Genomic DNA, 19,960 nt, shown 5'->3' with positions numbered 1-19,960 from the left:
GCCGGACGTTGTCAGTGTTTGTCGTCGGCGAAGGGCCTGCGGGTGACGGTGGCGCGGACGGTGGTCTGGGAGTGGCGTTCGACCGTGGGGTTGGCGGAGCCGCCGTCGGGTTCGCCCCAGACCAGCTCGACCTGCTGTCCGTAGTGCACGTCGTCGTCGATCATGACGACGGAGATCCAGCCGCGGACGTTGGAGGTGTAGCTGCACAGTGTCGAGATACCGACGAGCCGGCCGTTGCTCTCGACGCGGTCGAACTGGGAGGCGGCGTAGAAGGCGGCGGGCATCTCGATGTGCTTGAAGCGCCGGTCGCCCTGTTCGTACTGGGAGGCGAAGACCCGGGCGACGTCGTCGCGGTGCCAGGCCAGCCATGCCTTGCGGCGGTGCTTCTCGTCCTTCCGGCGCTCCAGGGCCTCGCGGCCGATGAAGTCGTGGTCGAACTTGAGGATGTGTCCGTAGCCGAGGTCCCAGGGGGTGACGTAGTAGTCCTCGACGCGGTCGGAGGCGAAGCTGCCGCCGAGGGAGAGGTTGGCCTCGAAGGTCCTGACGCCGAGCCATTCGCGGTAGGTCTTCATGCTCTCGCCCGAGTACACGGCGGGGACGGTGTTGGCGATCCAGCCGGACTCGGTGGCCACGGAAGCGTAGGCGCGGCCGCCGATCTGACGGACTCCGAACGGTTCGCCGGCTTCCAGGATGGCGTCGCGGACGTCGTCGATGTGCTCGTACGGTCCGAAGAACTCCAGCCCGGGGAAGCCCGACATACGGTGGTTGAGCGCGGTTACCTCGTGCTTGCCGATGCTGAACTTGCCCATGCTGAAGAAGGGGATGTCGGGCATGGGGCCGCCGTTGACCTTCTCGAAGATCGCCGAAGCGTGCGGGCCCTGGAGCTGGAGCCGGAAGAACTCGCGGCCGTTCGGGTTCTGCGCGGTGCGCTCGTCGCGGCGCAGGGTGACGTCGTAGCCGCCGGTCTCGGCGTGGAACTGGACCCAGTTGAGCGCCGGCGGGCGGCCGACGAGACGGACGTGGTGGTCGTCGAGGCCGAAGAGGATGCAGTCGCCGATCATGTAGCCGTCGTGGTTGACCGCGATGAACTGCTTGGCCTTCATCGGGCCGAACCCCTGGAAGGTGTTGGCGCCGACGTCGGCCAACAGCCGGTAGCAGTCGGGTCCTTGGACGGTGAGGTCGGTCATGTGGTGGGACAGGTCCATCAGTGCCGCCGAGTTGCGCCAACTCTCCTGCTCGTCACGCCAGTTGGTGAACTCGGCCTTGATCGGGAACGGGTAGGCGCCGGAACGGCCGCTGCGCAGCAGGCCCAACGGGCCTCCGGCCGCCTGGAGTTGGTCTTCGAGATGTGCCATCGGTTTCTCCATGTCGTCGCGATGCGTGGGTGAGGCGGCGGCAAGGGCGTGGGGCCCGCCGTCGTGGCGGTGGGCGAAGCCGTTTGCGGCGCCTGGCGTCGTGAGTGACCCGGCTCGGGGGTGTCGCGGCTGATCGGTACAGCACGAACGGGCGGGCATGCCGAAGGGAAGGAGCGGAAGCCTTCACCGGCTGGGTGAACTGTACGGTACGGTACACCTTCGGTGTGCTCAAGAGCCGGGGCGTGGAATTTCTGGAGCGGATGGTCGACGGCGGCGGGCCGCAGGTCACGTTCCGGATCGTATGAGCCTCGGACCTGCGCCTTTCCGGGTCGACTCCGTTGGCCCGTCGGGAAGTTCCCGAGACGGATGGATGGAAGTCGTGTGGGAGTCCCGACGGCTGTCCTGGACCCCACGCGCAACCCGGCGGGCGCTGGTCTTCGCCGAGGCGTTCAGGAAGTCTTCGGTGTCGGTGTCGGCGTCGTTTTCATGATCACCGCGGGTGGGGCACGTACCCCCTGGGAGACGGCGTGCGGTGCACGGTCATGACGCGGAACTTCGCCGTGCGACGGAGACCGTGGTCACCGCGACGGCACGGCAAAGCCGCAGCCGCAGCCGCAGCCGTGGAGTGGCCCGCGCCGTCAGATCGACTCGCGGACGACGACCCGCGCGGGCGGGGGCTCCAGACCGTTGGTGTCGAGCCCCAGGGCGAGCCGGGCGCTGAGCCGGCCGTGGGCCTCGCCGTCGACGTTGATCGTGGTCAGCGAGGGGATGACGTGTTCGCCGTAGCCGTTGTCGTCGAAGCCGATCACTGCCGTGTCGTCCGGCACGCGTCGGCCCAGGTCGCGCAGGGCGGTGAGGACGCACAGGGCCACGTCGTCGTTGAAGCCGGCGATCGCGGTCACCTCGGGGGCCTGGGAGAGGAGCGCGTTGACGGCGGTGGCGCAGGCGGACCGGTCATGGGGAGCCACGAAGGACACCGGAGTGGGGATACCGAGGTTCTGCGCGGCATGCCCGGTGAAGCGCAGGCGGGCCGTGGCGAGCGGTGACTCGGTGTCCGGCAACGCCAGGGCGATGTGGGTGTGGCCGTGCTCGACGAGGTGGCGGAGTTGGAGGGCGGTGTGGGCGGCGAGACCGTTGCGCCAGCCGCCTCCCAGGTCGTCGAGTGCGTGTCCGGTGAGGTACGTCTCGCCGAAGCGGATGACCGCGCGGGGGACGATGGCGTCGAGGACCTGCTGCGTGGACTGCGCGGTGTGGTGGCCGTGACGGACCAGAAGGACATGGTCGTGGGCGGCCAACTCGGCGTCGAGTCCGTGGATGTAGCTGCGGGAGTACGCGCCTTCCATGCCGGCGTCGATGTTCAGGACGACCACCCGGGAGGTCCCCTCGCGCAGTGCTCGCGCCACACCGTGCGGAACGTAGCCGAGTGTTCGGGCCGCCTCCTTCACCCGGTCGCGGGTGGCTGCCGAGATCGTCTGGTGAGGGTCGTCGTTGAGGACGAAGCTGACGGTGGCGCGAGAGACACCGCTCGCCGCGGCCACGTCGTTCAGCGTGACTCTTCTGGACGTCCCCATCACCCCTGCTCTGACGTTGTCGTGCGCACCCGAGTCCCAGCGACACGGCGTTCACTCATTGTAAGGAGACCGACGGGAGCTGAAGCACGGGCGGCTACGGGACGCCGAGTGCACCGGTTCCGTCGGATCGAATCGCCTTGCTTCGTACGGCACTGAACCGTACGGTACGGCGCGGCGGTGGTCGGGAACCTGGACCGGGCGCGTATCGGGAGTTCCGCGTCCCTCCGTGTCTCGTGCCGTCGTGCCGAGCCGTCGGAAGAGAGACGGCCGAGGGGCGGTACGCCGCGGCGCCGGCGGAAGGCCGGCCGTGGCTCTCTCGCCGGGCTTCCTCGACGATCACCGCCGGCCGAAGGTCACTGACGACCAACTCGGCTTTCCGGACGGGCTCCAACCGGTCGGCCGCCTGCCGGCTCACCGTCATCTCTCACGGCAGGAAGTCGACCCCATGACCTCGAACCCGACGCAGTACGACCCCGCCCACTCGTACGTCGTCATCGGTGACACGCACCTGGCCGGCCGGGTGTGCGGTGCCCTGCACACCTCGTCCGACGCGGTGCGGCACCTCCCGCGTCCACGTGACCCCGAACTGCGCGCGGCGCTGGCCCCGCGGCCGGCGGGCGTAGCAGTACTGCTCCACGACGACGTCGCGGCCCTGCGCTACGCGCTGGCCGTCGCCCACGTCGCGCCCGACGTTCCGCTGATCGTCACGATCTTCGACCGCACGATCGCCGACGAGCTCGCGCGCCTCCTGCCGCAGTGCGATGTCACCTCGCCGGCCGACCTCGCGGCGCCGTCCCTGGCCGGCCCGTGCCTGGATCCTTCCTTCGTCGCCGCTCGCCTGCGCGGAGGGTGTGTCCAGGTCGTCCGAGAGCGTGACGGCGTCCTGGACGCAGCGGAATCGGCGCTGCCGGGGCAGTGGCGTCGCCGGTACCGCCGAAGACGGGTCGGGTTCCAGCTGCGCTCCCACGACCCGGGCACCCGGCTGCTCGTCCTGGGCATGCTCGCGATGCTCGTCGTACTCGCCGCCGACTGGGGGTGGCTCACGGCGTTCGGCCATCGCCCGTCCGAGGCGCTGTTCGAGGCCGCCCGGGTGGTGGCCGGCGTCGGTCCGGCCGCCGCGCCACCGGATGCCCACGCGTACCAGATCTTCGCCGTCCTCGCGATGTTGAGCACCGTCGTCTTCACCGCCTTCTTCACCGCGGGAGTGGTCGAGCGGATGCTCGGTCCGCGTCTGATCGGGCTGGTTGGTCCGCGCACCCTGCCCCGCGCGGGGCACGTCATCGTGGTGGGAATGGGTCAGGTCGGCATGCGGCTCTGCGTCGAGCTGCGCGCCCTGGGCATCCCCGTCGTAGGCGTCGAACGCGACCCGCAGGCCGCCACCGCGCGGCTGGCACGCACCCTCGGCATTCCCGTCCTGGACGGTCACGGCGGCGACCGCCATGTACTGGAACGGCTGCGCATCGGTCACGCCAGGGCGCTGGCCGCCGTCGGCTCCGACGACCTGGACAACGTGGCCGTGGCCATCGCCGCCCACGGCGTCGCGCCGTACATCCGCGTGGTGATGCGCGCGGGCGAGGACGACGCCATCGCCGAGACGCGCTCGCTGCTGCCCATGGGTGTCGTCTGCGACATCACCGGTCTGGCCGCCGGCTACGTGGTCGCCCGGCTGCGCGCCGAGCCGGTCGGTGACGCGGTCGCCCATCGCGACGGGATCAGGTTGCGGGACACCTCCGGCGTGTGGCGCCGCAGCGCTGTGGCCGGTCACGACCGCTGCGCCCACGTCGAGGGACGGCGTCGGACGGCGGGCGACGAAATTGACCCGCCGAGGACTAGAACGATTTAGCAATCCGTTGTAACGTGCCTGCTATATCGATTTAGCTTTTCCAGCTCGCAGGGCGTACGGCCCGCAGGCGGAGGAGGTCGTTCGACCGATGATCGACATGCGATGCGCCGCCGTTGCGCAGCCACCACCGAAAGGTCCCGCCGGGCTTCCACGACCCGGCCGGTGTCTGGTGATGGGCATCCTGAACGTGACTCCGGACTCGTTCTCCGACGGTGGCCGGTACATCGAGACCGGACAGGCCGTGGAGCGGGGTCTGAAACTCGCCGAGGAGGGTGCGGACCTGGTCGACGTGGGCGGCGAGTCCACCCGGCCGGGAGCCGAACCCGTCCCGGTGGAGGCGGAGTTGGCCCGTGTGGTGCCGGTGGTGCGGGAGCTGGTGCGTGCGGAGGTGGCCGTCAGTGTGGACACCATGCACGCGGCGGTCGCCCGCGCCGCGATCGAGGCCGGCGCGTGTCTGGTCAACGACGTCAGCGGCGGGCTGGCGGATCCTGCCATGGCCGCCGTCGTCGCGGCGACCGAGGTGCCGTATGTGGCGATGCACTGGCGTGCGCCCAGTCGTGAGATGGACCGCCACGCGGTCTACCGCGACGTCGTCGGCGACGTCACCTCCGAACTGCTGCGCCGCGTGGAGGCACTCACCGCGGCCGGAATCGATCCGGGGCGCATCATCCTCGATCCCGGCCTCGGGTTCGCCAAGCGGGCCGCCCACGACTGGGAACTGCTCACGCATCTGCCCGCTCTGCGGGCCACCGGTTTCCCCGTGCTGGTGGGGGCGTCCAGGAAGCGTTTCATCGGTGCCGCGTTGAGCGACCGGGCGGGGATCGACTCCGCGCCCGGCGACCGCGACGCGGCCACGGCGGCGGTGTCCGCGCTGGCCGCCGCAGCCGGCGCGTTCTGCGTGCGCGTGCACGACGTCCGCTCCAGCCTGCACGCGGTGTGCGTGGCGGCCGCCTGGGCGGGCGACCGCCGGCTCCCGGAGCCGGAGACCGTCGTGCGGAGCCGGTGCGGAAAGGCGCCGCACGAGTCTCGCCAAGCTCCAAACCCGTCTGCTAGCTTGCGCTAGATCGTTCTAGCGATCCCCTTTTTCCTTCCCGAAGTGAGCCGATCACGATGTGACGAGCCGCGTCACTAGATCGATTTAGTACTTCAGGGAGATGGCTTTGAGAGGAGCCGCAATGGCAATCCCCAGTCTTCAGGACGGCATCGACAAGGCCGGTTCGCCCATCGGTCTGCTGTGGCAGCCGAACGCCGAGCCGTGGACCCCGGAGGTGGTCGAGCGGGAGTACGTCGGATGGCGCCAGGAGCAGGCGGCCTGGCACGAGGGCGTCGCGCTGCTCAACCTCTCGCACCACATGTACGACCTGTGGATCGAGGGCCCCGACGCCACCCGCGTGCTGGCCGAGTACGGCGCCAACAACTTCGAGAAGTTCGCGATCGGCCAGGCCAAGCAGTACGTACCCGTCACCCGCGACGGCAAGATCGTCACCGACGGCATCCTCGCCCGGCGCGCCGAGAACAAGTACCTCCTCAGCGGTGTCCCCGCCGCCCAGCACTGGGTGCAGTACCACGCCGAGAAGGGCGGCTACGACGTCGGCTTCGAGACCGACACCTCCTCCGCCTTCCGCCCCGGCGGCGGCGACCCCAAGCTGTTCCGGTACCAGATCCAGGGCCCGCTGGCACTGGAGCTGATCGAGAACGTCTTCGGCGGCCCGCTGCCGGAGACCAAGTTCTTCCACTCCACGCCGGTCACCCTGGACGGCCGCTCCTTCGAGGCGCTGCGCCACGGCATGGCCGGACAGGCCGGCTACGAGTTCATCGGCCCGTGGGAGCACGCGGCGTACGTGCACGACGCGTTCCTCAAGGCCGGTGAACCGCTCGGCCTGGTCCAGGTCGGCGCGCTGGCCTACACCACGCCGAGCGTGGAGAGCGGCTGGATCCCCTCGCCGGTCCCGGGTATCTACGCCGACCCCGAACTCGCGGAATACCGCGCCTGGTTGCCCCTGTTCGGCATCGAGGGAAAGCGTCCCCTCAACGGCAGCTACTTCTCGGAGGACATCGCCGACTACTACGTCTCCCCCTACGAACTGGGCTACGGCAAGCTGATCCACTTCGGGCACGACTTCCACGGCCGCGACGCCCTGCTCAAGACGAAGGACGAACCCCGCCGCACCAAGGTCACCCTGGTGTTCGACGCCGACGACGTGCGCCGGGTCGTCGGCGGGGGAGAGGACCCCGGCTTCGTCCTCACCTACGCCCGCCACCGGGTGGAGACCTCGGCGGGCCTTGTCGGTACGACCATGCAGACCGCGTCGATCGACCCGGTCGGCACCGTGCTTGCGCAGACGCTGATCGACTCCGCGCACGCCGAGCCCGGCACCGAGGTCACCGTGGTCTGGGGCGAGCACCCGGGTCCCGGTACCGATCCCGAGGCCGACCTCGGGTTCCCGCGCATCCGCGCCACGGTCCAGGCCAGCCCGTTCGACCGGCACGCGCGCACGGAGTACCGGCGTAACGCGTAGCGCTCCGCGGGGCCGGCTTTTCGTCTGCGGGTCTGTGGGGGCTCGTCGTGCCCACGTGGCGGAGCCGCAGATCGACACCGCCCCGCGCCCCTCCGGGGCGCGCTGGCCGTAGCCGGACCTGTTCGGCATCGCCCACGGCAGGCGGCCGGAGGCGACGTCACGCGTCCGGCCGTCCACCGCCCCCACCCTGCCGAGGTCGGGCCACGCGCCCCGCGGCCCCCCTTCTCTATCGACAAGGAGCACGATGAACCCCCTCAGCACGGCCTCGGCGGCGGTGAGCACATCGCTGCTGGAGGACTTCTCCCTGGAGATGACCGGCAAGGACGTCCCGAAACTGGAAGAGGCCCGGGACTCCATCCCGCAGGGCACCCGCATCAACGTCACCTTCCTCGGCAACGAGAACCTGGAGATGCGCCTGGAGGCGTCCCGGGCGGTGAAACGCCTCGGCTTCGTGCCGGTACCGCACATCTCCGCCCGACGCCTCGGCTCGCACGGCGAGTTCGAGGAGTTCCTCGCCGCCCTGCGGGCCGACGGCACCGGCGCCAACGTCTTCACCGTCGGCGGCGACCCCGCCCGGCCCGAGGGTCCCTACGAGGATTCGCTCGCCCTGATCGAGACGGGACTGCTACGGGAGTACGGCGTCCGGCACGTCAGCATCAGCGGCTACCCCGAGGGCCACCCCGACATCGCCGGGGACGCGCTCTGGTCCGCACTGCGCGACAAGAACGCCTCCATCGCCGCGCAGGAACTCGACGGCAGCGTCATCACCCAGTTCGGCTTCGACGTGGACCCCGTCCTGGCCTGGCTGGAGAAGGTCCGCGCGGCGGGCATCACCCTTCCCGTCCGGATCGGCGTCCCCGGCCCCGCCGGCGTACGGCGGCTGATGTCCTACGCCACCCGGTTCGGCGTCGGCACCAGCGCCTCCATCGCCAAGAAGTACGGCCTGTCCATCACCAACCTGATGGGCACCGCCGGCCCCGACAAGTTCCTGCGCGCGCTCGCCGACGGCCACGACCCCGCCCGCCACGGAGACATAAAGATCCACTTCTACACCTTCGGCGGCCTGCGGGCCACGTCCGAGTGGATCGCCCAGTTCAGGAAGGACAACCTCGTATGACCCTCACGCAGGCCGCGCCCACCGGGATCGCCAGGAAGACCGGGGGAGCGGGTCACCAGGCGTCGCTGATCGTCCAGGGCGCCGACGCCACCGGCATCGTCGCGGCCGTGACCTCGGTGCTCGGCCGGCACGGCGCCAACATCGTCTCCCTCGACCAGTACTCCGACAACCCGCAGGGCGGCGCCTTCTTCCAGCGCACCGTCTTCGGGCTGGACGGCCTGCGGGCCCAACTGCCCGGTCTCCGCGCCGACTTCGACAAGGAGTTGGTGAAGCCGTACGGCCTCTCCTACACGCTGCGCGACCTGTCCGTGCCGAAGCGCGTCGCGATCTTCGCCTCCAAGTCCGACCACTGCCTGCTCGACCTGCTCTGGCGCCACCGCCAGGGCCAACTCCCCGTCAGCATCAGCATGGTGATCTCCAATCACCCCGACACCGCGGAGGAGGTACGCAGCTTCGGCATCCCCTTCTTCCACGTGCCGTCCATGGGCGCGGACAAGTCGGCCGCCGAGGCGGAGCATCTGCGACTGCTCAAGGACAACGTCGACTTCGTCGTCCTCGCCCGCTACATGCAGATCCTCTCCGGCGACTTCATCGAGCAGGTCGGCGTACCGATCATCAACATCCACCACTCCTTCCTGCCCGCCTTCATCGGCGCCGGCCCGTACGCCAAGGCCAAGGAGAGGGGAGTGAAACTGGTGGGCGCGACCGCCCACTACGTCACCGAGGACCTCGACGAGGGCCCGATCATCGAGCAGGACGTGGTGCGCGTCAGTCACGCCCACACCGCCGGTGACCTCACCCGCCGAGGCGCCGACGTCGAACGCGCCGTCCTCTCCCGCGCGGTGCTGTGGCACGCCGAGGACCGGGTCATCCGCAACGGCAGGCACACCATCGTCTTCGCCTGAACCACGTATCGGCCCAACGCCCGTGCCGGGAACGGTGGTTGTGTCGCCCCCGGTCACCGGGGGCGGTGGACACGGCAGGCCCCCGTCCGACGCGCGGTCCCGGTGCCGTACATCTGCACATCCGCGGCCGGCCCGCCGCGACCTCGGCAGGCAGTTCTCTTCGCCGGGTGAATTGTTCACCAGCAGAAAGCGGTTCGCCATCATGACAACCACCATCAACGGGGTCCGGATCGCCCGTGACATCCGGGCCCGGGTCGCCGAACGGGTCGCCGAGGCCGCGGTCTGCGGACGGGTGCCCGGTCTGGCGACCATCCTGGTCGGCGACGACCCGGCCAGCGCCGTCTACGTCGCCGCCAAACGCCGCGCCATCCGCGAGGCCGGCATGCGCGACTTCCACCGGCACCTCTCCCGGCACGCCTCCGGGGACGAAGTCGCCGCGGTCATCGACGAGTTGGCGGCCGACCCGGAGGTCTCCGGCATCCTCCTCCAACTGCCCCTGCCCGCCCAGCTCGACGCCGCGGCCCTGATCGACCGGATCCCCGCGGGCAAGGACGTCGACGGTCTGACCACGGCCAGCGCCGGCCGGCTGGCCCGCGGCGAACGAGGACTGCGCCCCTGTACCCCGAGTGGCGTCATCGAACTCCTCGACGCCGAAGGCATCGAGCTCAGGGGCGCATGCGTCGCCGTCGTCGGCTGGGGCGAACTCGTCGGCCGTCCCCTGGCCCAACTGCTGCTGCGGCGCGGCGCCACCGTCACGGTCGCCCACGAGTTCACCGCCGACCTAGCCGCCGTCACCCGCCCCGCCGACATCGTCGTCGTCGCCACCGGTGTACGGGGTCTCGTCGGACCCGAGCACGTCAAGCCCGGCGCGACCGTGATCGACGTCGGCATCCACCGCACGCCCGAGGGTCTGACCGGTGACGTCCGCGCCGCCGAACTCGACGGCATCGCCAGTCGCATCACCCCCGTACCGGGCGGGGTCGGGCCGATGACCATCGCCATGCTGATGGTCAACACGCTCCGCGCGGCCGAGTGGAACACCGAGTCCGAGACCGTGCCCGCATAGGCGAGTCGGGCGGTCGGCTCCCAGGGCGCTGCCGCGTGCCCGCGCTGTTCGTCCGTGCTCGGGAAAGGTGCCGGACATGATGCAACTGCCCCCGCTGGCCCGGCTCGGCGGCCGGGTGGCGACCGGACTGGCCGACGTCACGCATGACCCCGCCGCGCTCGACTCCGCGGGCTTCTGGGCCGTCGTGGCCGACTTCGAAGGACGCCTGACGTGCGCCCGCTTCCGTGACGTACGGTCGGTCGCGCAGCACCCCGTCCGAGGTGCCCGATGGGACGGGCCCGTGCCCGGGCAGTGGGCCAGTTCGCTGGACCGCGACGCGTACACGGCGGGCGTACGTCGGATCCGCGAGCACATCGCGCGCGGCGAGGTCTACCAGGCCAACCTGTGCCGCGTGCTGTCGGCACCCATAGCGGCCGACGCCGACATCGAGGCGCTGGCCGACCGGTTGGCGGCACGGCACCACGCGCCGTACGCGGGCCTGATCAGGCTGCCGGGCCTGGGACTTGAGGTGGCCACAGCCTCTCCGGAGCTCTTCCTGCGTCGCGAAGGGCGGCTGATCGAGTCGGGCCCCATCAAGGGCACCGGGCGTACCGAGGCGGATCTCCTGGAGAAGGACCACGCCGAGAACGTGATGATCGTCGACCTGGTCCGCAACGACCTCGGCCGCGTGTGCGCCACCGGCAGCGTCACCGTGCCGGACCTGTGCGCGGTGGAACGCCATCCCGGCCTCGTCCACCTGGTCTCCACGGTGCGCGGAGAACTGCGGGACGGAGCAGGATGGCCCGAACTGCTGGCGGCGACCTTCCCGCCGGGATCCGTCACGGGCGCCCCGAAGGAGAGCGCCCTTGCCATCATCACCGCCCTGGAGACCGCGCCGCGCGGGCCGTACTGCGGCGGCATCGGCTGGGTCGACGCCGATCGCGGCACCGGCGAACTGGCCGTAGGCATCCGCACGTTCTGGATCGACCGGGCCCGGCAGCGCCTCAACTTCGGCGCCGGAGCAGGCATCACCTGGGGCTCGGACCCCGAACGGGAGTGGCAGGAAACCGAGTTGAAGGCCGAGAGGCTGCTGACCATCGCGTCCAACGGTCCGCCCTACGACGCGAAGCCGCACCAACGGCTCGCCGCCCGCCCCGGCGCCTGAGTACTCGGCGGCGTCGGTGCCTGAGGCCCCGCTCACCCTGGCGCCCGAGACCCGGCCGCTGTAGCGCTTGAGCCCCCGCCTGCTACGGAGCCCGAGCCCTCGCCTGCCCCCGGCCGGCACAGCTCCCAACCCCTGGCCGCTACGGTGCCTGAGGTCCCCGCCATCGCCCAGGCCCCCGAGTGCCCGCCCGCCGCATCAGGCCCCGGATCGGTGTTCCGCCGTCAGCCCCAGACCAGACGTGCCGTCTCGGCGACGAGTTCCAGCTTGCGGCGCTGGTCGTCGACGGTCAGCAGATTGCCCTGGCTCGTCGAGGCGAACCCGCACTGCGGACTGAGGGCGAGCTGTTCCAGGGGCAGATACCGCGACGCCTCGTCGATGCGCCGGCGCAGCGTGTCGACCGACTCCAGCTCGGCCACCTTGGACGACACCAGCCCCAGGACGACGGTCTTGGCGGGCGGCACGAACCGCAGCGGCTCGAAGCCGCCGGAGCGCTCCGTGTCGTACTCCAGCAGGAAGCGGTCGACCTCGACCTCGCCGAACACCCGCTCCGCGATGGGCTCGTAGCCGCCCCGGGCGGACCAGGCGCTGCGCATGTTGCCCCGGCAGAAGTGCATGGCCAGGGTCATGCCGGGGCGCCGCGAACGGGCGGACCGGATCAGGCCGTTGTCCGTGTCGATGATGTGGGAGAGATGCCCCTCCAGGTCCGTCACCCGGCGCATCCGGGCGGCCTCGGGATCGATGTTGGCCCAGTAGGCGAGCGAGTCGAGTTGCAGCCAGGAGACTCCGGCACCGATCAGGTCGGCGATGTCCTGCCGGTGGATGCCGGCCAGCGCGGCCACCGCGTCCCGTCGGGTCGGATAGACGTCGTCCGACACCCCCGGTCGCCAGAAGCCCGCCACCATCGTCGGACTGGCCATCGTGATCTTGTACGGCCCCGGTGCGTTCCCGGACAGCCATCGGGCCTCGGCGAGGGACAGCGGCGTCCGCCGGTACAGGGGCTCCGTGATGGCCACCGACGCGACGTCGCCGTCGAGTTCGGCGCCGTCACTGTCACGGATCCAGCGAGGCCGGGCCGACGACTCCTCGGCGGGTGACAGCCCGCCGACCGTCTCCACCACCGAGGCCATGAAGTCGTCCCGGCGTACCTCGCCGTCGGTGAAGACCTGGATCCCGGCGTCCTGCTGGAGCTTCACCGCGGCTGCCGCGGCCTGGTCCTCCAGTTCCGCGAGCCGCTCGTCCGCGAGCGCGCCGCGCCGGTGTGCGGCGCGCGCCGCCAGCAGCTCCTCGGGGCGCAGCAGGCTTCCCACATGTTCGGCTCGGATCGTCGTCGTCGGCATCGGCCGTCCCTTCACGCCTGGCACTCGGGCGACTGTACGGTACGGTACAGTACGTTTCGAGGGCAAGACATGTGCCGGGTACGGCGGGCTTCCACCCGGGAAGGTCAGACAGGGTCGACGGAGACGCCGTGCAGGAAGACCCGTACCGCCTCGTTGATGGACGCATGGATCTCGGCGTCGGTCAGCTTGACCGGCGCGTCCGTCAGCAGTCGCATCTGGGCGTGGCCGAGCATGGCCTGGTAGAGCTGTTCCGCCGCTCGCACCGGGTCCTCGACCTTGATCAGCCCGTCGTCGCAGGCCTGTTGGAGGCATCGCCCGAGCACCGCGTGGCCCGCGTTCGGTCCGTGCTCGGCGAAGACCTCGCCGAGCCCGGGAATGCGTACGGCCTCGGCGGTGACCAGGCGGTGCAGGGCGATCGCCTCGGGCGTGAGGACGACGCCGGCGAAGTGTTCACCGAGCGCGACCAGGGTCTCCGTGAGGTTCTCGCTGCTCGGCGTGAACGTGTGCAGCGGCTGGGACCACTCGTCGCACAGCGCCTCCACTGATGCGCGGAACAGGGCGCTCTTGTCGGTGAAATAGCGGTAGAGGGTCGCCTTGGAGCCGCCCACCGCCGTCAGGACGTCCTCCATGGAGACACCGGCGTAGCCGCGCGCGATGAACAGCTCACCCGCAGCCCGCGTGATGAGTTGTCGCCGGTCAGTCGCTGTCATCCTCACACCGGCCATGGTAGGTGCCTGCCCGGTGCGGCCGCCGAGGTGTCCTCGTCCACGTACCGCTCGTCGATCACAAAGACCGCGGACCCGCCGCGCCGCGCTGCACCGCACCGGGTTTTCCAGCTCAGGCCTCGCGGTCGCGAGTGGGTTCTGTTACGTTCACTAGATCGATATAGTGATGGTAGAAGCGTTGACCGATGTGATCCTGACGGTCCTCCGCTCTCTCATCGTCCGCCGTCCAGGTTCGCCGCCTGCGAGACGGCTCCGCCCAACTGCATCGCCCCATGTTCGACGCGGCCCGGAGGGACACCGGCGCCGTGGACGACCGGAGGACCGCCATGGACCGTCTGCTTCTCATGCGCTGTTTCGTCATCGTCGCCGACCTCGGCAGTTTCAGCGGCGCGGCCAAGGCGCTGGGGTCGTCGGGATCACTGGTGTCGCGGCATGTCGCCGAGCTGGAGCGGCAGGTCGGCGTCCGGCTGGTCAACCGCACGGCCCGCTCGGTGAGCCTGACCGAACCGGGCCTGCGCTACGCCGAGTTCGCCTCCCGCATCGTGAAGGAGATCGACGCCGAGGACTCCAACATCGCGGATCTGCACGACCGGGCGGAGGGCGTGCTCAGCATCATCTGTCCGAAGTGGATCGGGAGCCTGGACCTCGGCGACGCCATCGCCGCCTTCTCCGCCGCGCACCCGAAGATCCAGATCCGGTTCGAGCTGGGCGGCGTCTCCGACCGGACGTACGACTTCCTGGACGGCGGTTTCGACCTGGCGTTCCACACCCGGGACCTCCGGGACTCCAACGTGCGCCTGAAGAAGATCGCCTCGCTGCCCTTCGTCCTGTGCGCGTCGAAGACGTACGTCGACGAACACGGACCCCTGACGCACCCCAACGACCTGGCCGCCCGCGACTGCCTCGTGCACGTCAACGACCCGGTCTGGCGCATCGGGCACGGCCCCACCTCCACGCTGCACAAGATCCGCAACGTGGCCTTCTCGTCCAACTCCTACATCGCCCTGCAGAAGGCGGCCGTCCACGGGCGCGGCATCGCCCTGCTGCCGCAGCGGTCCGCCTACGACGATCTCGTCTCCGGGGCCCTCCAAGTCCAGCTGCCCCACCTGGCGGCACCCGACCGGCCGCTCTACGCGATCCATGGGCCCGGGCCGGGTACCCAGCGCAAGATCACGGTCTTCCTGGACTTCCTCGCCCAGTGGTTCGCGGAGAACCCGATTCCCACGATCGGCCGTTGACGTCAGCACATACTTGCGCGGCGCGAAATCTTACTGTTCGTCATGGGAACTCATATTTTGTACCGACTGATGGACAGTCGTGCTCGGTGTGGCCACTGTGGCAACGCGAACCGAGCCACGAAGGAGCTGTCTCTTCATGTGCGAACCCCTGGGTGAACCGACGTCCCGCCGGACGATGCTCGGCGCGATGGCGGCTTCCGCCGCTGCCGTCGTCGCCACACCACTGCTCGGCGCCGAACAGGCCGCGGCGGCGACGAACACCGGATCCGCGGCCTCCGGTACGGGCCTGTCCGTGACGCTGCTCGGTACCAACGGCGGGCCGCCGCCTCTGGCGACCCGGTACGGCATCTCGTCGGCGCTGACGGTGAACGGCAGGACGTATGTCGTCGACTGCGGACGAGGAGCGGTGACCCAGTATCTGCGCGCCGGTCTGTCGATGCCGTCGCTGGCCGGGATCTTCCTCACCCACCTGCACGCGGACCACATCGTCGACTACTACTCGTTCCCCCTGCTGTCGGCGGGCGCCTCGGGCGCACAGGGTTTCCAGAACCCGATCGAGGTCTACGGCCCTGGCTCCGCCGGTATCGCGTCGACCGTCGCCGGGGCTCCCGGGATCGTGCCGGGCACCGTCGAGATGACGAGGCTGGCGGGTCAGGCGTACGCGGCGTCGCCGACCTTCTTCATGACCGAGCACGCGGGCATCGACCCCGCGACCCTGCTCACCGTCCACGACGTACTGCCGCCGTCCGGTGCCAGCGCCTCGGCGACCAACTCCGCGCCGGCCATGGCCCCGTTCACCGTGATGGAGAACGACGACGTGAAGGTCACCGCCGTCCTGGTCCCGCACGGCGCGGTGTTCCCCGCCTACGCGTACCGCTTCGACACGGACCACGGCAGCGTCGTCTTCTCCGGCGACACGGCACCGACCCCGAACATCGTCAAGCTCGCGGCGCACGCGGACGTCCTTGTCCACGAAGCCCTGTATCCAGCGGGTCTCGCGAGTCTCGGCCTGCCCCAGGCGCTGATCGACCACATCACCTCGACCCACACGGACGTGGCCCGACTCGGCCGGATCGCGGCCGAGTCGGACGCGGGGACGCTGGTCGCGACCCACCTCGGCCCGGGACAGCAGACCGCGGTCTCCGACGCGACCTGGCGCCGCCTGCTCCGCGACAGCGCACGCCGGGCCGACTTCGGCGGCTCGATGGTGCTGGGCACGGACCTGCTGCATCTGCCGGTACGACGGCGCGGGCGCCGCCGCTCCTGACCGGTCCGGCGGTGCGCGGAAGTTCCGCATTGCTTGCGCCGCGTGACCGATCAATGGTGCTTCACGACTCTCGCCTCGCCCCGAAACGCCTGTTACCGTCCGACTTAATCGATCTAGCACCGGGGTGCCGCTCCGGACGGCACCCTGGACGACGGCCACGCGACGGAGAGTGAAATGGACCTTCTCTCACAACAGCGCAGTACCTATGAAGCGGTCCTCCGGCTGAACGACGCACCGTTCGTCACCGAGCGCCCGGCGATGTTCAGCCCGGCCGCCGCGGCCCAGGACGAGGGCAACACACGGGGCACCTACGGCCGCTTCGCGCAGCTCCTGCTTCCCGAGGAGTACACGGACTGGGTCGAGGAGAGCGCCGCCCATGTCGGCTCGTGCTACGTCGGCGACTGGACCTCCCTGCACAAGATCAAGGTGCACGGCCCGCAGGCGCTCGCGTTCCTGAGCCGGCTGGGGATGCGGGACCTGTCCCTTTTCGAGACCGGGCAGATCAAGCACCATGTGCAGCTGGACGACAACGGCTGGGTCGCCTCCGAGGGCGTGCTGTGCCGGCTCGGACCCGACGAGTTCGTCTACACCGCGGGCAGTTGCGACTGGCTGCTGTGGCAGTTGAGCCTGGGCGGCTGGGACGCGGCGGCCACCGACATCAGCCCCGACGTGTTCATCTTCGGCGTCCAGGGGCCGGCGTCCCTGGCCACGCTGGAGAAGCTGACGGGGGACGATCTCCGCGACATCGGCTTCAGCCGCAGCCGTGTGTCGACGGTCGACGGGGTTCCGGTACGGGTCCTGCGTACCGGGATCTCGGGCGAACTCGGGTACGAGCTGCATGGGCCAACCGAACACGCCAACGGGATCTGGGCGGCGGTCGTGGCGAGCGGGCAGGGCGTCGGCATCCGTCAACTGGGCTTCCGCGCCCAGCCTGTTCAGCACATCGAGGCCGGGATCGCGACCAACGGGCTGGACTATCTGCCGGCGTCGATCCTCACGCCGGGCGCGCCGAGGCAGTTCCGCAAGGGTGTGCCGACCGGCAGCTTCGTCCCGGCGGGCGGGGTGACCGACTACTTCCGCAAGCCCGGCGAGCTCGGCTGGGGCTTCCGCAAGGGCGTCCCCGACCGCGACTTCATCGGCCGGGACGCACTCGTCAGGGATGCCGAGAGCGGCGTACCCACACGGCAGTTGGTAGGTCTGCGGTGGAACGAACAGGATGTCGCCGCCGTCCTCACCTCGCTCCTGAGCGAGGCCGAATTGCCGGACCAGATGGAGATGCCGCGCGGCCGCGGTCCCCACTTCGACCAGGTCCTGGTGGCGGGTGATCCGGTGGGCGTGGCCACGGGCCGGACGGTGAGCCCGACCCTGCGGTCGATGATCTCCCTGTGCGTGCTCGACCCGGCGCACACGGCACCCGGCACGGAGGTCGTCGTCCTGTGGGGCCGTCCCGGCACCCCGCAGCGGGAGATCCGCGCGACGGTCACGGCGCTGCCCTTCAAGCCGGACGGCCGGCGCACCGACGTCACCGCACTGTGACCGCCTCGCCTCGTTCTACTGGCAGTGACAGCGGCTCACCCCGACCGGCCGGGCTGCCGCAGCGGAGGCCCGGTCCTGGGGGAGCGGGCTGGGGGTCGGGACCTCGTGTGCCCGGCGGTCGGCGAGTGCTTGGGTGCGTACCTCGTCCAGATGGTTCACGTGGTCGAGTGGTCGCGCACAGGAACGGTCGGTGTCCTGGTCGTGGATGGCTTCGAAGAAGGCGGGGAGAATGCGGTTGCCCGCCGCGCGAGTGACGGCCGTGTGGAACTCCAGGTCCGTGCTCAGCCACTCGGTGATGTCCAGCGTGGGGTTCTGCGCTCGGGCCGGCGGTGCGGCCATCGCCTCCAGATCAGCTTCGGTGCGCCGCTCGGCGGCCAAGGCCACGCACTGCCGTTCCAGGGCCGGGTGAGGTCCTTCCCGCGTTCGTCGTGGACGACCAACGCGGGACCCTTGGCGGTTGCCTCAGCGTGAGGTGAGTTTCCACAGGTGGTCGGCGGTGCCGTTGTCGGACCATTGCAGGACCTGGGCGCCGGAGGTGGTGCTCATCTGGTCGACGCCGAGCAGGAGGCCGCTGTTGTAGTTGGCGATCTTGGCGTAGCCGTCGCGGGCCGGGATGACCTGCCAGAGGTGGTCGGCGGTGCCGTTGTCGCCCCAGATCAGGGCGGTGCCGCCATTGCTGGTGCCCGCGTTGGTGATGCCCAGCAGCAGCCCGCTCTTCTGATTGACGATCTTGTAGAGGCCCTGGCCGGCGGCCACGAGGGTCCAGTTCTGGTCGGTGCCGGTGGTGGACGTGGCCTGGACGACCGAAGTGCCTTGCGCGGTGGCCGCGTTGAGGGTGTCCAGGGCGAGGCCGCTGTTCTTGTTGGTGATCTGGTAGCGGCCGGCCAGGGACGTCGAGGTGCCGCTGGGGGTGATCGTCAGGTGGTAGCCGTCACTGGCGTTCATCGTGACCGGCACGGTGATCGAGCCGTTCGAGACGGTGTAGTCCGTGTCGGAGACGGTGATCGGGCCCGGGGAGGCGGTGGTGCGGCCCGTGTCGGGGCTGTACTCCAACTTGACGTGGACGGTGCTGCCGTAGGCCGACAGGGAGGAGAGCCCGTTGACCGTGACGGCGCACGAGCCGGTGCAGCCGCCGGCGATGACGCTGATCTGGTTGCCCGCGCCGTTGAGGGAGGCGAGACCGTCGATGCCGGTCTGCGCGGGCGGTGTGGTGGTGAGCATGTTCCCGGACATGTCGCCGTACCACTTGTACGTCCAGTAGGAGCCGTTGGGCGAGCCGCCGGTGTCGGTCAGGGTGTCGCCGAGGGTGCCGTAGTGGTTCCAGAAGGCCAGCTCGGCGTCGCGGACACCCGCGCGCTCGAACTTGGCGGCGTAGCCGATGAGGGCGCCGGAGTTGCCCATCTCGGTGGGCGTGCCGTACTCCTCGATGGCGATCGGGCGCGGGCTGATGCCGAGGCTGCTCTCCAGCGAGCGGTAGGCCGCGACGTGGGCGGCGATGCCGGAGCTGCCCTGGAGCTCGTGCCAGGCGATGACGTCGGGGACCGTACCGCTGGCCTTGGCGTCGGTGAGGAACGTGGTCATCCAGGACTGGTTCCACGCCGAGTAGCTCGGACCCTGGATCGGGGTGGTGGTGTCCTTGGTGCGGACCTCCTTGAACGTACGGGCCCAACCGGCGTCGAAAGCGCCCGCGTTGGTGGTGTCCCAGGTCCAGTCCGGCTCGTTCCACAGCTCGTACGCGCTGATGTTGCCGGCGCCGGAGGACTTCACCGAGGCGACCTGCTGGTCGACCGCCGAGAGCCAGTTGCTCCAACTCACCCACTGGTACGGGAAGTTCGGATACCAGTCCGGCATCCGTACGACGACCTTGGCCCCCGCGGCCGCGGCCTTCGGCGCGACGACCAAGGCGTCACCCGCGGGCGCGGGCTCTCCGTTGGGGAGTTGGCTGCCGCCGGGCGCCATCTGGACGAACGTGTTGGGCTTCAGGGCCTGTACGAGGCTGTCGGCGGGGGTGCTCGCGGTGGCGAGGCCGTAGAGGCTGCCCGTGCCGACGTGGGTGACGGAGCGCAGGTTCTGCGCGGCGTTGACGACCAAGGTGGTGGCCGACGTGGGGGTGGCCTGGGCGGGTGTGCCCGTCAGGGCGATGGCGGTGGCGGCCAGGGCGGTGGCCAGCGTGGTGGCGCCGGCGCGGCCGAGGGGCACTCTGGGGCGGTGACGGTGGCTCAGGTATGACATCAGCGGCTCTCCTGAGGAAGGGAGGGGGACTTGCTCAGTGCGGTGCGGGGAGTTGCGATGCGGTGCGGAGGCGGCTCGGGGAGGCATTGGCGGCCCGCGACCCCG

Annotated in this window: 16 protein-coding genes; 10 read left to right on the top strand and 6 right to left on the bottom strand. The window is 70.2% G+C overall.

Features of this window, described 5'->3' with window-relative positions:
• Nucleotides 1-11: 11 nt before the first annotated feature.
• Complete coding sequence (locus OG714_RS05520; RefSeq protein ID WP_406118934.1) at nucleotides 12-1,355, bottom strand: aminomethyl transferase family protein; 1,344 nt, start codon at nucleotides 1,353-1,355, stop codon at nucleotides 12-14.
• Nucleotides 1,356-1,993: 638 nt separating this feature from the next.
• Nucleotides 1,994-2,926, bottom strand: a complete 933-nt coding sequence (locus OG714_RS05515) for a LacI family DNA-binding transcriptional regulator (RefSeq protein ID WP_406118933.1) — start codon at nucleotides 2,924-2,926, stop codon at nucleotides 1,994-1,996.
• 445 nt (nucleotides 2,927-3,371) lie between these two features.
• Between OG714_RS05515 and OG714_RS05510 the strand changes: the two genes are divergently transcribed.
• The 7 genes from OG714_RS05510 to OG714_RS05480 all read left to right on the top strand — a co-directional run bounded on the left by OG714_RS05510 (nucleotide 3,372) and on the right by OG714_RS05480 (nucleotide 11,520).
• Entirely contained in the window at nucleotides 3,372-4,769 is a 1,398-nt protein-coding gene (locus tag OG714_RS05510; protein ID WP_406118931.1) for an NAD-binding protein, read from the top strand.
• A gap of 172 nt (nucleotides 4,770-4,941) precedes the next feature.
• Nucleotides 4,942-5,832 (top strand): dihydropteroate synthase, encoded by an 891-nt coding sequence (folP, locus tag OG714_RS05505; RefSeq protein WP_406118930.1) that lies wholly within the window; start codon nucleotides 4,942-4,944, stop codon nucleotides 5,830-5,832.
• A gap of 112 nt (nucleotides 5,833-5,944) precedes the next feature.
• Nucleotides 5,945-7,288 carry an aminomethyl transferase family protein gene (locus OG714_RS05500; protein WP_406118928.1) on the top strand — a complete coding sequence of 448 codons (1,344 nt, stop codon included), beginning with the start codon at nucleotides 5,945-5,947 and terminating at the stop codon, nucleotides 7,286-7,288.
• A 244-nt stretch (nucleotides 7,289-7,532) separates the two neighbouring features.
• The gene (locus OG714_RS05495) at nucleotides 7,533-8,405 is read left to right on the top strand and encodes a methylenetetrahydrofolate reductase (RefSeq protein ID WP_406118927.1); all 873 of its coding nucleotides are present in this window, start codon (nucleotides 7,533-7,535) and stop codon (nucleotides 8,403-8,405) included.
• On the top strand, nucleotides 8,402-9,310 hold the full coding sequence (gene purU, locus OG714_RS05490) for a formyltetrahydrofolate deformylase (protein WP_406118925.1): 909 nt from the start codon (nucleotides 8,402-8,404) through the stop codon (nucleotides 9,308-9,310). The genes OG714_RS05495 and purU overlap by 4 nt, the downstream gene beginning before the upstream one ends.
• Nucleotides 9,311-9,512: 202 nt before the next feature.
• Nucleotides 9,513-10,376 carry a bifunctional 5,10-methylenetetrahydrofolate dehydrogenase/5,10-methenyltetrahydrofolate cyclohydrolase gene (locus OG714_RS05485; RefSeq protein WP_406118923.1) on the top strand — a complete coding sequence of 288 codons (864 nt, stop codon included), beginning with the start codon at nucleotides 9,513-9,515 and terminating at the stop codon, nucleotides 10,374-10,376.
• A 76-nt stretch (nucleotides 10,377-10,452) separates the two neighbouring features.
• Nucleotides 10,453-11,520: a chorismate-binding protein gene (locus OG714_RS05480; RefSeq protein ID WP_406118922.1), complete on the top strand. Its 1,068-nt coding sequence runs from the start codon at nucleotides 10,453-10,455 to the stop codon at nucleotides 11,518-11,520.
• A gap of 221 nt (nucleotides 11,521-11,741) precedes the next feature.
• On the opposite strand, the gene OG714_RS05475 is transcribed toward OG714_RS05480, so the two are convergent.
• Nucleotides 11,742-12,857 (bottom strand): cobalamin-independent methionine synthase II family protein, encoded by a 1,116-nt coding sequence (locus tag OG714_RS05475; RefSeq protein WP_406118921.1) that lies wholly within the window; start codon nucleotides 12,855-12,857, stop codon nucleotides 11,742-11,744.
• A 104-nt stretch (nucleotides 12,858-12,961) separates the two neighbouring features.
• Nucleotides 12,962-13,567, bottom strand: coding sequence for a TetR/AcrR family transcriptional regulator (locus OG714_RS05470; RefSeq protein ID WP_406118919.1), 606 nt, complete (start codon nucleotides 13,565-13,567; stop codon nucleotides 12,962-12,964).
• A 341-nt stretch (nucleotides 13,568-13,908) separates the two neighbouring features.
• Here OG714_RS05470 and OG714_RS05465 point away from each other — a divergent pair, with 341 nt between their 5' ends.
• The 3 genes from OG714_RS05465 (at nucleotide 13,909) to OG714_RS05455 (ending at nucleotide 17,623) form a co-directional block, all read left to right on the top strand.
• Entirely contained in the window at nucleotides 13,909-14,820 is a 912-nt protein-coding gene (locus OG714_RS05465) for a LysR family transcriptional regulator (protein ID WP_406118917.1), read from the top strand.
• A gap of 136 nt (nucleotides 14,821-14,956) precedes the next feature.
• The gene (locus OG714_RS05460; RefSeq protein WP_406118916.1) at nucleotides 14,957-16,087 is read left to right on the top strand and encodes an MBL fold metallo-hydrolase; all 1,131 of its coding nucleotides are present in this window, start codon (nucleotides 14,957-14,959) and stop codon (nucleotides 16,085-16,087) included.
• A gap of 174 nt (nucleotides 16,088-16,261) precedes the next feature.
• Entirely contained in the window at nucleotides 16,262-17,623 is a 1,362-nt protein-coding gene (locus OG714_RS05455) for a glycine cleavage T C-terminal barrel domain-containing protein (RefSeq protein ID WP_406118914.1), read from the top strand.
• A gap of 15 nt (nucleotides 17,624-17,638) precedes the next feature.
• Here the strand turns inward: OG714_RS05455 and OG714_RS05450 are convergent, their stop codons facing one another.
• The gene (locus OG714_RS05450; protein ID WP_406131723.1) at nucleotides 17,639-18,022 is read right to left on the bottom strand and encodes an FCD domain-containing protein; all 384 of its coding nucleotides are present in this window, start codon (nucleotides 18,020-18,022) and stop codon (nucleotides 17,639-17,641) included.
• A 63-nt stretch (nucleotides 18,023-18,085) separates the two neighbouring features.
• Complete coding sequence (locus tag OG714_RS05445; RefSeq protein ID WP_406118913.1) at nucleotides 18,086-19,855, bottom strand: RICIN domain-containing protein; 1,770 nt, start codon at nucleotides 19,853-19,855, stop codon at nucleotides 18,086-18,088.
• Between the last annotated feature and the right edge of the window lie 105 nt (nucleotides 19,856-19,960).

It is taken from the genome of Streptomyces sp. NBC_00989 (assembly GCF_045162655.1).
Lineage (GTDB): Bacteria > Actinomycetota > Actinomycetes > Streptomycetales > Streptomycetaceae > Streptomyces.
Note: the sequence above shows the minus strand (reverse complement) of the source record. Positions and strands in the feature narration are given on the sequence as shown.